13 protein-coding genes are annotated in these 12169 nt (G+C 44.0%); 5 read left to right on the top strand and 8 right to left on the bottom strand.

Annotated elements, in window-relative coordinates; all coding sequences use genetic code 11:
* Positions 1 to 23: 23 nt before the first annotated feature.
* The 3 genes from DESAL_RS11465 to DESAL_RS11475 form a co-directional block, all read right to left on the bottom strand.
* Positions 24 to 848, bottom strand: a complete 825-nt coding sequence (locus tag DESAL_RS11465) for a bifunctional helix-turn-helix transcriptional regulator/GNAT family N-acetyltransferase (RefSeq protein ID WP_197528736.1) — start codon at positions 846 to 848, stop codon at positions 24 to 26.
* A 289-nt stretch (positions 849 to 1137) separates the two neighbouring features.
* A complete protein-coding gene (locus DESAL_RS20070) occupies positions 1138 to 1818 on the bottom strand; it encodes a 4Fe-4S binding protein (protein ID WP_015852149.1) in 681 nt (226 codons plus the stop codon).
* A 72-nt stretch (positions 1819 to 1890) separates the two neighbouring features.
* On the bottom strand, positions 1891 to 2763 hold the full coding sequence (locus tag DESAL_RS11475; protein ID WP_197528739.1) for an AraC family transcriptional regulator: 873 nt from the start codon (positions 2761 to 2763) through the stop codon (positions 1891 to 1893).
* A gap of 203 nt (positions 2764 to 2966) precedes the next feature.
* On the opposite strand from DESAL_RS11475, the gene DESAL_RS11480 reads away from it, so the two are divergent.
* From DESAL_RS11480 to DESAL_RS11490, 3 genes are all read left to right on the top strand, one after another.
* Complete coding sequence (locus DESAL_RS11480; RefSeq protein WP_015852151.1) at positions 2967 to 3830, top strand: TIGR02285 family protein; 864 nt, start codon at positions 2967 to 2969, stop codon at positions 3828 to 3830.
* Between the two features lie 67 nt (positions 3831 to 3897).
* Entirely contained in the window at positions 3898 to 4275 is a 378-nt protein-coding gene (locus DESAL_RS11485; protein ID WP_015852152.1) for a PH domain-containing protein, read from the top strand.
* Positions 4276 to 4427: 152 nt separating this feature from the next.
* Complete coding sequence (locus DESAL_RS11490) at positions 4428 to 6266, top strand: UbiD family decarboxylase (protein WP_015852153.1); 1839 nt, start codon at positions 4428 to 4430, stop codon at positions 6264 to 6266.
* 51 nt (positions 6267 to 6317) lie between these two features.
* Here the strand turns inward: DESAL_RS11490 and DESAL_RS11495 are convergent, their stop codons facing one another.
* Positions 6318 to 7103, bottom strand: a complete 786-nt coding sequence (locus DESAL_RS11495; RefSeq protein ID WP_015852154.1) for a substrate-binding periplasmic protein — start codon at positions 7101 to 7103, stop codon at positions 6318 to 6320.
* A 219-nt stretch (positions 7104 to 7322) separates the two neighbouring features.
* Here DESAL_RS11495 and DESAL_RS11500 point away from each other — a divergent pair, with 219 nt between their 5' ends.
* Positions 7323 to 8591, top strand: a complete 1269-nt coding sequence (locus tag DESAL_RS11500) for a hypothetical protein (protein ID WP_015852155.1) — start codon at positions 7323 to 7325, stop codon at positions 8589 to 8591.
* Positions 8592 to 8637: 46 nt separating this feature from the next.
* Here the strand turns inward: DESAL_RS11500 and DESAL_RS11505 are convergent, their stop codons facing one another.
* The gene (locus tag DESAL_RS11505) at positions 8638 to 9135 is read right to left on the bottom strand and encodes a hypothetical protein (RefSeq protein WP_015852156.1); all 498 of its coding nucleotides are present in this window, start codon (positions 9133 to 9135) and stop codon (positions 8638 to 8640) included.
* 154 nt (positions 9136 to 9289) lie between these two features.
* Between DESAL_RS11505 and DESAL_RS11510 the strand changes: the two genes are divergently transcribed.
* Complete coding sequence (locus tag DESAL_RS11510) at positions 9290 to 9889, top strand: DJ-1/PfpI family protein (RefSeq protein WP_015852157.1); 600 nt, start codon at positions 9290 to 9292, stop codon at positions 9887 to 9889.
* An 82-nt stretch (positions 9890 to 9971) separates the two neighbouring features.
* On the opposite strand, the gene DESAL_RS11515 is transcribed toward DESAL_RS11510, so the two are convergent.
* The 3 genes from DESAL_RS11515 to DESAL_RS11525 all read right to left on the bottom strand — a co-directional run bounded on the left by DESAL_RS11515 (position 9972) and on the right by DESAL_RS11525 (position 12103).
* Positions 9972 to 10547, bottom strand: coding sequence for an EF-hand domain-containing protein (locus DESAL_RS11515; RefSeq protein ID WP_015852158.1), 576 nt, complete (start codon positions 10545 to 10547; stop codon positions 9972 to 9974).
* 151 nt (positions 10548 to 10698) lie between these two features.
* On the bottom strand, positions 10699 to 11430 hold the full coding sequence (locus tag DESAL_RS11520; RefSeq protein WP_015852159.1) for an amino acid ABC transporter ATP-binding protein: 732 nt from the start codon (positions 11428 to 11430) through the stop codon (positions 10699 to 10701).
* A 4-nt stretch (positions 11431 to 11434) separates the two neighbouring features.
* The gene (locus tag DESAL_RS11525) at positions 11435 to 12103 is read right to left on the bottom strand and encodes an amino acid ABC transporter permease (RefSeq protein WP_015852160.1); all 669 of its coding nucleotides are present in this window, start codon (positions 12101 to 12103) and stop codon (positions 11435 to 11437) included.
* Between the last annotated feature and the right edge of the window lie 66 nt (positions 12104 to 12169).

Here is a 12169-nt window from a genome sequence, read left to right on the forward strand (position 1 = left end):
CCAAACACAAAAGAAGCACATCTTTAATCAAAGCGGTATAAATAGCGCAGCTCACAAACATCGTGCCCGGTATCTCCTAACGAATCTTTCTGCATTTCAAATCCTAATGCTTTGTAGAGCGAGATAGCCTCGCGCAGTTCACCTGTAGTTTCGAGATAACAGGCCTCATAGCCAAAGTTTCGAGCAAATTCCAATGCCATGAGAACCAGCCTCCTGCCCAGCCCCCTACCACGACACTCAGAAGTAAAATACATTTTCTGCAACTCACAGACATTACCACTACCGCCCTGCAAGGCAGCAACACCGCCTCCGCCAACAACCTGCCCCTTGTACTCAACCACCCAATAACGCGAGCCTTTATCAGCATACACACTACTCATATGATCAACCGAAGGATCACCCACAGCAAAGCCGTCCTCGGCGCGCAAACCATACTCCTCCGAAACAAGACGTATAACACGTGCAACGGCATGATCGTCCGCAGCCGTTATGGGACGTATGTAAAACCCTTCCTGTAATCGGCTATAACGGAGCGCTTTGGCATAAGACTGCAACCCCCGCCCTACTATCTCTCGCTCATGAGCACCAAGCATTCCCAGAGCGCACCCGACCTGATCGTCGGCTTCCGCATGCACCAAAGAAACTCGCTCCCTGCCTGCGTCAGTGATGAACACATCTTTAGCCCTGCGATCCGCATCATTTGACTTAAATTCCACAAGACCTTGATTTCCCAGTGTCTTGAGAGCCCGACTCGCATTGGACTTATCTATAAGCAACAAGTCAGCCACTTCCTGAACAGAAAGAGACTCAACAGTTGATAATTCAATAAGCGAATGTATCTCAGACACGCTTAGCCCTTGCGAACACGCTCGGTTTGCAACCAACTTCCACTCACGTGCAAGACTACGTGAATATTGCCTTATCTGTCGGACTTGATCCTTGTTCATTTTTGCTCCCTTTAAATATTTAGTTGCGATACGCAACTAAATATTTAAAGCAGCACTGTGTGTCAAGCAACATTTCTTAAAGAGAATTAATCAGAAGGCATCGGCAATACACTGTAATAAACAAAAAAATGGCACAAGTCTTCATTCCTGCGCCATTAAAAACGTTCCTACGAACATGAAATATTGTTTTTTAAATTGTCTGAGAAAAATCTATCGCTTCAACCGGACAGACCAGCATGCAGCTTCCACATTCATCACAGCGGGAGCCGTCAACCCGGTAGACATCTCCCGGAACAATCGCCTTGAAGGTACATGCTCCTAGGCATTCCCCGCAGGCAATACATTTTTCAGGGTTTATGCGCCCCCCGGCTTCATTAAACCCCTCACCGCCAAAAGCAAAACGAGTTCGCAAAAGTTTATGATCGCGATGCTCCATTTCAAAATCGAAGTCAAATATTTCGCCTTTGCCCTTGTGTACACAAAACAAACGGATGGCAGGGTAACGTTCGTGATCCTCAAGCACATATTTATGGATCGGATTTCCGGCTTCAGCTTTTGCGCGCAATTCATCCATGGAAACTTCACGGGCTTCCCCGGTAATTCTCAAAGTGTACCCCGGAGGAAAATAAGGCTGACCATCGCTGTTCTTTCCTTCCTTGCGGCTGGTGGGATAAATTCCGCACATGGAAACTTGGGGATTGGATTTAAGCTGGCGGTAAAAAGGCTTTACATTCATTGTCAGAAAATAAATCCCTTCATCATCCCCGCCGCAAAAACTGATTATCCGGCTATGCATTTTTCCACCATCAAGGGTGGTAACAGACAGGCAACCTATCTTCTCAGCCGCTTGAGTAATATCTTTCAAAGTCATGAATTATCTCCTTTCTGCAAAAATTAACTGCAAAAAAGGTTAACCCATGATCGCTTTTAAACGAAGGTGATTTTATACCAATTGCTGGTACTTTCCTCTTACATGCTCCCGGAAAACAGATGGAGTAAATCCGGTCTCACGCTTAAAAAACCTGCCAAAATATGAGGGATCTTCAAATTTAAGTTCATAGCAGATTTCTGAAACATTCTTATCGGAATTAGCCAGCATACGTTTGGCAGTATTGATCAACTCATTACGGACAATCTGCCCCGGAGTCATACTGGTAACTTCTTTGATCACAGCGCTAAGCCTGCTCACACTGACATTCATTCTTTCCGCATAATCCTGAACCCGTAACTGAGGACTATGGTGAGCTGAAACAAGTTTTTTGAATTCCCTGACCATAGGATTTTCCACCCGTGCACCTGGCCGCTGCATCCTGTCGGCAAACATACGCTGCAAACAAACCATAAGTATGTGGAAATATGACCGCAATACAGTTTCAAACCCCGGCTTTTTAGAACTGAATTCCCGACAAAGACTAGACATCACGCTGCCCAGCTCGGCTTTCTGATCAGTTGAAAGCATGAACATTGGGGAATTGATTACGCTATTGAAAAATTCAAGTTCATAAGCACTATGGATAGGCGCTTCCGGTGACTTGAGAAAGTCATCGGTAAAAACCATTACAAAACCGTCCACAATATTTTCAGGATTCCATAGGTGTAATTGCCCGGGGGATACGAAATACAAAGAACCGGGAATAATGTCATAGGTCTCAAAATCAATAACGCAACTGCCACTACCGGCAGAAACGTAATGGACTACATAAAATTCATGTAAATGCGCTTCCTGAACATCACTGATAGGGCAGCCTGTCCCATCAGTGAACGGATATATTTTAAAATTAGACTCAATGCCCATGAATTCTTCTGCTTTATGCACGGTATGGTTCTCTTTCATAGCAGCTGAGTATCACCAGCAATAACTATACATCAAGGATAAAAACGCGCTCATCAAACGGCATTATCCGAACGTCCAGATAACCCAGTCTTAATTTTGAGAATTAAATACTGACTTTACACATAAAAACGGATAAGGTTTACCTGTAAAACACAATTTAACCTTGCAGACCCAATAAAATTATAATGAAACACCTATTTTCACTCATTATTTATTTATCATTGGTTATCCCTGCACCGGTTCAGGCTAAAAACGTCATCAACTGGTATCATGCGGACTTTCCTCCTTCGAGCATTATGTGCGGAGAAATGAAAGGAAAAGGGCATGAGAACTATCTGGAAGATAAACTTCAAAAAGCCCTGCCAGAATACCAACACTTTGAGCACATAGCCAACTACGGACGTATTTTAAAACAGCTTTCTGAAAACAACGGTTGTTGTGTGACGCTGCTGAAGACAAAGGAACGTGAAAAATTCATTGAATTCAGCAATCCGATAATGCCTTATATTTCCAACGGGATTATTACCCTTAAATCCAAATTAGACGCCTTTAGGCCTTTCATTGATGAAGAGGGGTACATCTCAATAAAAGACCTGTTCGATTCCTCTTCCATGCGTATGGGAATCTCCATGGGACGCCGTTACGGAGGCATGGTAGATAATATTGTAGATAACAATAAAAAATCAAAAAAAATAAAAGTTCACTACAAAATGGACTTGCTTGAAACACTGGTAAAAAATATTCAGGCCAACCGAACCATTGACTATGCCATAGGCTTTCCCCACGAATTGCAGTGGCTTATCTCTCAAGGCCTTATTGAGGATAAATTTATTTTCATCCCCATACGCGAGATGCCCGAATACGTTCTCAGCTACGTAGGCTGTACCAAGAACAAATGGGGCAAAAGAATCATCAATAAAGTCAACGACATCATCAACGGGCAATACGAAGAACAATATAAAAAACAATACCAGCAGTATCTCCCCAAAGATATGATCGAATTGCATGATAAGTGTTCATCAAATATCTTCCCATTGAAAAGTAATTGATTTTACTTAAATTTATCATATAATTAATCCGAAAAAACGGTCCTATACCGAAAACAAGGGAGTAATTATGGGAATTCTTGATGGTTTAATGGGCAATGCCTCTGAAATAGATATTGATGATGTACAGGAAGAACTCTCCCCCATACTGGGAGATAGCGAAAAAGTAGAACGAGCCTTTAAAGTCATCCGCGACATGTATGTTTTTACCTCCGGAAGACTTATTCTTATTGATAAACAAGGGCTGACCGGTAAAAAAGTTGAGTACTTATCTATTCCCTACAAATCCATCTCCAACTTTTCCGTGGAAACTGCAGGCCATTTTGACATGGACTCGGAACTGAAAATGTGGGTTTCCGGACGTCGTGAGCCTATCTCCAAAGAGCTGAAGAAAGGCAGCGATGTTGTAGGCATCCAAAAACTGCTTGCAAATAAGATTCTGAGATAACACTCTATCTTAAGCCACTGATTATGCTTTATCAGCAATTTGAGCCTGCCCCAATCCGGCAGGCTCTTTTTATGTCCGATTAAACTTGATTCCCGCCCCTCGAATCCATACACTCTGCCGCACAAATAAAAAATGATCACAAGGAAAATATAATGGGATACAAAAACACCAAAGAATGCCTTGATGCACTTGAAGCCAAAGGCGATCTGCTACGCATAGATCAGGAAATTAACCCGAATATTGAAGCCGGGGTTATCCAAAGGCGTATATTTCAAGCGGGTGGCCCTGCCCTGCTCTTCACTAATGTGAAAGGCTGCAAATTTCCAATGGCCGCCAATATCTTCGGCACCAAAGAAAGATTGCATTTCATTTTCCGCGATACCATCGAAACCGTGGAACGGCTCATGAAGCTGAAAATGTATCCCATGGAAGCCATAAAAAAGCCGTGGCAATACCTCGGTGCACCGCGCACAGCATATCACACCATGCCGCGTAAACTTTCCGAAGGTCCGGTAACCGCCAACGAGACCACCCTTGCCCAGCTACCGCAGCTCAAATCATGGCCTATGGATGGGGGGGCATTTGTGACCCTGCCGCAGGTCTATTCCGAAAGCCCGGAAAACCCCGGATTCGCCGGTTCCAACATCGGCATGTACCGGGTGCAGATTTCAGGCAACGAATACAACAATACAGAAGTAGGCCTGCATTATCAGATTCACCGCGGCATAGGACATCATCATGCGCAGGCACTGAAAAAAGGTGAGCAACTTAAGGTAAATATTGTTGTAGGCGGAGCACCGTCCATGAGCATTGCCGCTGTTATGCCGCTTCCTGAAGGACTTGCGGAAATATTCTTTGCAGGAGCACTCGGCGGTCACCGCATCCCTATGGTCATGCGTCCTAACGGGCTGCCTGTCCCTGCTGAAGCGGACTTCTGCATCTGCGGAACCATCAGCAATGAACAAAAGCCTGAAGGCCCCTTTGGTGACCACATCGGCTACTACAGCCTGACTCACGATTTTCCAGTACTCAAAGTTGATAAAGTGTACCACCGCAGTGACGCCATCTGGCCTTTCACCACAGTAGGACGTCCGCCACAGGAAGATACCATGTTCGGTGACTTCATCCATGAACTGACATCTGAACTGGTGCCGTCAGTCTTTACCGGTGTACACGAAGTACATGCCGTGGACGTAGCCGGAGTACATCCGTTGCTGCTGGCAGTGGGCAGTGAGCGCTACGTACCCTACGCTGAAGAGCGCCAGCCACAGGAATTGCTGACAAATGGAATGGCCTTACTGGGCAATACCCAGACAGCCCTTGCAAAATACCTTTTCATCGGTGCCAAAGAAGACATGGAGCATGGCGAGAACTGCCACAACATCCCGGTTTTCTTTAAACACATGCTTGAACGCGCCAATCTTAAGCGCGACCTGCATTTCATCACCAGAACCACAATCGACACTCTCGATTACTCCGGCATGGGCTTCAATGAAGGTTCCAAACTGATCTTCGCCGCTGCCGGATCGAAGAAACGAGAACTGGGCACAGAACTCCCTAAACTGCCCACCCTGCCTGACGGCTTCGGTGAAGCTAAAATTTTCGCTCCCGGAATAATGATCCTCAAAGGCCGCAAAAGTGAGACGTCCAGAGGCGAACAGGATCCGCAGATGGAAAAACTCGGTGAAGCGCTCAGACACACCGACGGACTCGAAGGATTCCCCATGATCGTAGTTGTGGATGATCCTGATTTTACTGCCATGAACTGGGAAAACTTCCTCTGGGTAACATTCACACGCTCCGACCCGGCAACCGATATTTACGGAGCCGGAGCTTTTACCAAGGCCAAACATTGGGGAACAAAAAAATCTTTCATAATCGACGCCAGAATGAAAACATATCAGGCGCCTCCGCTTGATCCTGACCCGGAAGTGGAAAAACGGGTTGATGCGCTGGCTGCGTCCGGCGGACCGCTTTATGGAATAATTTAATATAAAACAAAAATTCCCTCTTCAGCTCAACCCGCTGGAGAGGGAATTTTCTTATCGTTTCAAAAGCAATATTTTTTTCTTACTACTCTGCAATCCATACTTGCGTTTTAACTTAGCAAGCCGACCATCTGCCTTCATTTCTTGCAATGCAGAATTTATCCTTTCAATAAGCTTGTCAGTTTTCAAAGTATGATTGCCAAAAATATAAAAACGCAAAGACTTAACATTAGGCATAAGAATATAAGAAATATCCCCACCACCAATGCCTTTCAGTCGCATACGCGAACAAACTATCTGCTCAAATCCAATCGCAAGTTCAAACCTCCGCCTTTCAAGCATCTTTAGCATAGTCTCAATGTCTTTTGCTCCTTGCTGAACCATTGAAACATCAAAAGGATAAACTTTGTAATTAAAGCCAAAAACTCCTCCCAATGAAAATTTATCAATATCTTCAACAGATTTGATTTGCGGTCCATCTGGAAATCTACTCTTCAAATAAAATAGGGCATTATCTAAATGATAAATCTCCTGCGAAAATAAAAACTTCTTAAGTCGCGGGGAATCCTTGCTTCCATCCAGAACAAGATCAAGTTCATTGTTTTCCAACATTACCAGACATCTTTTCCACGGAAGAGCCAAAAATTGGAGTTCGTCATCAGGTTGGCTAAAGACCTCTTTGAGAAAATCAACAGTAAAACCTTTGAGCGTTAACGGATCTTCCGGGCTGGTGTAGCAATATGGAGACCAGTATCCAGTTCCTCCAACCCTGATTTTCACCGCTTCCGCTGCTGAAGTGAATAAGACAAAAAATATTGCTAACCCAAAAATATAACGCATTATTTTCCCGTGTAAGATATAAACGAGCTATAGCTATGATCGGATCATACAATATGATTTAACTTTAAACTAGCCCAAGAATAATGCGGCGCTCATAAATGAGAACAAGTAAATTAATGCCTCGTAAAACCCCTCTCCGCACTAGCCTAGGAATAATTCATGCATTATATTTAATGTAACTAAAAAAGAGTCAAAACCTTGCCTCACAGGAGGCAACATATGGTTAAACAACACCGCAACAATTTATTTAATGACTGTGAGTTAAGCGTGATTCTTGAGAACGTTTGCAACAGCATTGTCCCGCAGATAGAGGCTATCCCGGAAAAGGAATTCTTTGCCGCTTCCTATGTTGAACTGATGGAAAACATTATTGCGCACAATTCCATCAGACAGATAAACCTGCATGAAGATAAAATATGTATCCGCAAGCCAATCCTCTGCCGAATCACCCCGGCAGGAAGGGTGTATCGACCTGATAACGGGCAAGATCCTCCGAATTTAAAAGACGGAATAATAACGCAAGTAGAAATACCATACTCAGGCGATAAAAGACTTCTGGTCAGCAAACCAAGCATACATTACAAGAACGGCGGTCCCAGCTTTACCATAAAAAATGACCGCATAATAAAACATTATGTGAGACCGCTTTATTCTGATCCGAAAGCGTTCAAACACCACTTCATGCGTAACCTTGAAAAGATAAAAAAATATCTTGAATGGCAAGCGAACGACATCTCTCTATTCGAAATAAAGCTCCGTAAAATTGTGAATACAGGCATTGCTCATAGGCGCATGAGAGGCAGCACCATTGCTCTGCATCTTGATTCTAAACATGGCGCGACCGAATTTAACCCTATACATGTTCGTAGCAAACTACCACTCGATGAGCTGGACTATTCAGGCATACCCGTAATTTCTGATGAAGATTTCATCAAAACAATTCGAGTCCTACGACATACGGGAAAAAGTTTCGAAAGGACCCCTGCCATATATAATGTGCACAATGATCAAGACCTGCGAAATATACTGGTTTCAAACCTGAATACCCACTTCTCAGGGCAAAACAACGAAGATATATTCAGCCGCATAGGAGAAAATGGATTCACTGTTGCTTTTGCAAAAAAATCAGCTCTCATCGGCAGATGCTCAACCTGGCGCTGCGCAGAAGGTCTGATTCACACCCTCAACGCACTTTTACAAAAAGACCTCTGCCCCGGATGTAAAATTGCAATGACTATATTCAACAGAACTGAAGAGAATTTCAATTCCCTGCTCAAGTCCATACGCAAACTTCTTATTGAACATCCATGCCTGATAAAAATTGAAAAAGAATATGCTGAGAATGAATGGCATACGATAATGGGCAAAAAAAGCGATTTACAAAACAACCATTGGATTCACCTAATGATCTTTAACCTTTACTTCTCAAAAACAGTACACTTACCGCATTTGACAGATGCAGAGCGCAAGTTCTTTGCCAGTATGTAAAAAAACGGACCTTCATGAATAAATGAAGGTCCGTTTTAAAAAAAAATTAGTTGGTTTTACGCTCCCGGTCATATTCGGTCAGATATTCCGGCAATTGATACACCCATCTCAAAATACCGCTAAATGAAAACCCGGTTGAAGGTTGTCCCACCTCTCTCCGCTCCGCCAGCAAAGCCGCAAACAGGCTAACCACTTCCGCGTGACTTTCTTGCCCAACCTTACCGGCATTTATATCTGCGATTAATCGATTCAGGCTGGACAAAAGTTTCAATCCAATTGAATCATCAGGCAAAATCCTGACCGCAAGACCGGTATGCAACTGTCGCAACTTCGCAACGGCCATATGCGCGGCCTTATCATTTGCACACCCACCATACTGCCGGGGCGTATGATTTGTAATCAGCAAAGCCATCTTACGTATCTCTTTACGCCATTGCTGAAACTCTTTGTCTTCAATTCTGCCCTGCTCACGCGCCTGCATCAGAGCATAAGCCAAAGCAAAACCACCGCCCCCCGCTAATAACACCGCCCACGCATCGCTCATAATCCCCCCGCATCAGCTTACGTTTATTGATTTATTTAATCAGGACTATTTCACGGTCAGATACTTTTTTCAATCGCAAAAATATGAATCCCCCATTGACCGAAATAAAACTAAAATATATTAAATTACATACAAAATTAAAGGAGAGGTTTAAATGAGGAAATTACAGAAGGGTCTGACACTGCTTGTTGTTATGATGCTTGTTATAGGCATGGCCGCGTCATCAATGGCTGGCACCCACGGCAAGAAGGCTATCATGATTGTTGCAAAATCAGACTTTGAACAGACAGAGTACAAAAAAACACGTGCAGCACTTGATGATGCAGGGGTTGTCTGTTCCATTGCCAGCACCAAGGTTGGCACGCTTAAGGGTAACAAAGGCAAGCGCATTGAATCGTCCATGCTGCTCAAAGATGTAAACGTTGCTGATTACGATGCAGTTGTCTTCATCGGCGGCAACGGCATTAAAAAAGTATGGAAAAATGAAAACGCCCACAAGATTGCGCAGGAAGCGGTAAAGCAGGATAAAATCCTAGCAGCTATTTGTGCTGCCCCCGGCATACTCGGATATGCCGGAGTTCTTGAAGGTAAACAGGCTACCGCCCACCCTAAAAGCGGTGCCCGCAAAGTCATGACCAAAAACGGCTGTAACTTCCAGAGCGAAAAAGTAGTTGTAGATGGTAAAATTATTACTGCAAACGGCCCCAAAGCAGCCGGAAAATTCGGTAAAACCATCGTGGAAGCTTTGAATTAATCCAAAACTCACTAGAACATAGTTCACATAACCAAAAGGCACGGACCGAAATCCGTGCCTTTTTTATTAATTGAGAGAAAAATTACTGCTTCTTTTTCCATTCTTCCCATTCTTTTTTGCTCAGCGTTCCATCTTTATTCAAGTCAGCTTCACGCATAATTCGTTCAGCATTAAGAGGATAAACCTTCACAATTTCAGAACGGATAATGGTTTTATTGCCATCTTTATCGATATCAACAAAAGCTCTGGCAAAACGGATTCTCTCCATCGTGTAATAAATGGCTTTAGCTTTACGTCCGCTCTCAAGGTAATAAAGGGACATATTTTCCTTTCCGGTCAAAGTCCCCAGAGTAAAACCATCTTCATGTTCAGCAAAATACAGGCTAACACCGTCAGCTCCAATAATGCCGCTGAATCCTTCAGTTATCAGATTATCCTTGTCATCGGCGAACCATGCTTTTTCACCGGAGAAAAGATTACCCTCTTGCTTTTTGATGATAAAAACCGCTTTGTTTTCTTTAGTGTTGCCGTCTTTAGTGATCATCTTGACCAAACCGACCCATGTACCACGTAATTCAGGACATCCGTCAGCAAAGGCAAAGGAGCTCATCAGAACCAGAACAAACGCAACAACGCTGCAACTCAGAAACTTTCTCATCTATCTGCCTCCCAGATTTCTAAATTAAAGATACCACTGTTATTTAGCAAAGAAACTAATACGTCAACCTATTCCAACAAAACGATCGATTATAAAAAAAGGCAGCCCCCGAAGGGACTGCCCGTAAACATCAACTATTGGGTTGTATTCTTTATATATGAGAAACAACTTTACCAAGAAAATCCTTAAGGCGGGGATTCTTGGGATTGGCGAAAACCTCAACAGGATCACCTTCTTCCTGAATAATGCCCTGATCGATAAAAATGAGACGGTCTGCAACTTCCTTTGCAAACCCCATCTCATGGGTAACTACGATCATGGTCATACCTTCCTTGGCAAGCTTCTGCATTACTTCCAGAACTTCTCCGACCAATTCAGGGTCAAGAGCGGAAGTGGGCTCGTCAAAAAGAATAACTTTAGGCTTCAAAGCCAAAGAACGGGCAATAGCTACACGCTGCTTCTGGCCGCCGGAGAGCTGCTCCGGATAATTACGAGCCTTATCTTTGAGGCCAACCTTATCCAGAAGCTTGAGGCCGAGTTCATCAGCGTCACTCTTAGACATATTACGCACCTTAACAGGACCGAGGGTCACGTTTTCAAGGATAGTCATATGCGGGAAAAGATTAAACTGCTGGAAAACCATGCCGGCTTCAGCACGCACTTCGTTGATATTAGTAGAAGGAGCCATAATGTCATGGCCGTCTACAATAATAGTACCGGAAGTAGGTTCCTCAAGCTTGTTGATACAACGCAGCACTGTGGATTTGCCGGACCCGGAAGGCCCGATAATACAGACAACTTCACCGGACTTAACCTTAAGGTCAATTCCTTTAATTACTTCAAGCTTCCCGAAACTTTTATGAAGGTTCTTAATCTCAATCATGTCACTACCTCCGGGAAGTATTCAACTTTTTCTCAATGCGACGCATTGCAAATGCGATGGACAGGGTCATAACAAGGTAAACACAAGCAACAGCAAGGTATACCTCAAAGGCACGAAAGTTCACCGAGGTGATTTCCTGACCGGTTCTCATAAGCTCACCTACACCGATAACCATAAGCAGGGAGGTATCTTTGAGGCTGATGATGAACTGGTTGCCAAGTGGTGGGATCATACGCTTAAGGGCTTGAGGCCAAATAATAAAACGCATGGTCTGAGTATTGGTCAGGCCGATGGAACGCCCTGCCTCAAACTGCCCTTTATTGATGGACTGGACCGCGCCACGAACGATCTCGGCAATATAGGCACCTGAATTGACTGCGATGATAATAATCCCGGCGGTCATGGGCGGAATGCGCATCCCGATTGCCATGGGAACCCCGTAATAAAGGAACATGGCCTGAACAAGCATGGGCGTGCCCCTGATAGCTTCCACGTAAACCCCGGCAATCTTTCTGGTGAAAAAATTGCGGGAAAGCTTCATTAAGCCTGCTGCGCTTCCGAATAAAAATCCGAAGAAAAGACCGCCGACGGTAATCTCAATTGTAAGCTTGAGACCACGCATGAGCATGGGAAAAGTGTCCCAGAAAACTGATGTGTCAAATGCGAATGCCATTAGGACCTCTGTTTAAAAAATAATTAGGGGCGGCCATATAGCCGCCCCACAAAACACATTGAAATA

The sequence above is a fragment of the Maridesulfovibrio salexigens DSM 2638 genome, assembly GCF_000023445.1.
GTDB lineage: Bacteria > Desulfobacterota > Desulfovibrionia > Desulfovibrionales > Desulfovibrionaceae > Maridesulfovibrio > Maridesulfovibrio salexigens.

Excerpts from the sequence above, each read along its gene's own strand:
- DESAL_RS11480 (WP_015852151.1), top strand. The coding sequence starts at position 2,967 with ATGAAACACCTATTTTCACTCATTATTTATTTATCATTGGTTATCCCT.
- DESAL_RS11510 (WP_015852157.1), top strand. The coding sequence starts at position 9,290 with ATGAGGAAATTACAGAAGGGTCTGACACTGCTTGTTGTTATGATGCTT.
- DESAL_RS11505 (WP_015852156.1), bottom strand. The coding sequence starts at position 9,135 with ATGAGCGATGCGTGGGCGGTGTTATTAGCGGGGGGCGGTGGTTTTGCT.
- DESAL_RS11525 (WP_015852160.1), bottom strand. The coding sequence starts at position 12,103 with ATGGCATTCGCATTTGACACATCAGTTTTCTGGGACACTTTTCCCATG.
- DESAL_RS20070 (WP_015852149.1), bottom strand. The coding sequence starts at position 1,818 with ATGACTTTGAAAGATATTACTCAAGCGGCTGAGAAGATAGGTTGCCTG.
- DESAL_RS11485 (WP_015852152.1), top strand. The coding sequence starts at position 3,898 with ATGGGAATTCTTGATGGTTTAATGGGCAATGCCTCTGAAATAGATATT.
- DESAL_RS11515 (WP_015852158.1), bottom strand. The coding sequence starts at position 10,547 with ATGAGAAAGTTTCTGAGTTGCAGCGTTGTTGCGTTTGTTCTGGTTCTG.
- DESAL_RS11520 (WP_015852159.1), bottom strand. The coding sequence starts at position 11,430 with ATGATTGAGATTAAGAACCTTCATAAAAGTTTCGGGAAGCTTGAAGTA.
- DESAL_RS11500 (WP_015852155.1), top strand. The coding sequence starts at position 7,323 with ATGGTTAAACAACACCGCAACAATTTATTTAATGACTGTGAGTTAAGC.
- DESAL_RS11490 (WP_015852153.1), top strand. The coding sequence starts at position 4,428 with ATGGGATACAAAAACACCAAAGAATGCCTTGATGCACTTGAAGCCAAA.
- DESAL_RS11495 (WP_015852154.1), bottom strand. The coding sequence starts at position 7,103 with ATGCGTTATATTTTTGGGTTAGCAATATTTTTTGTCTTATTCACTTCA.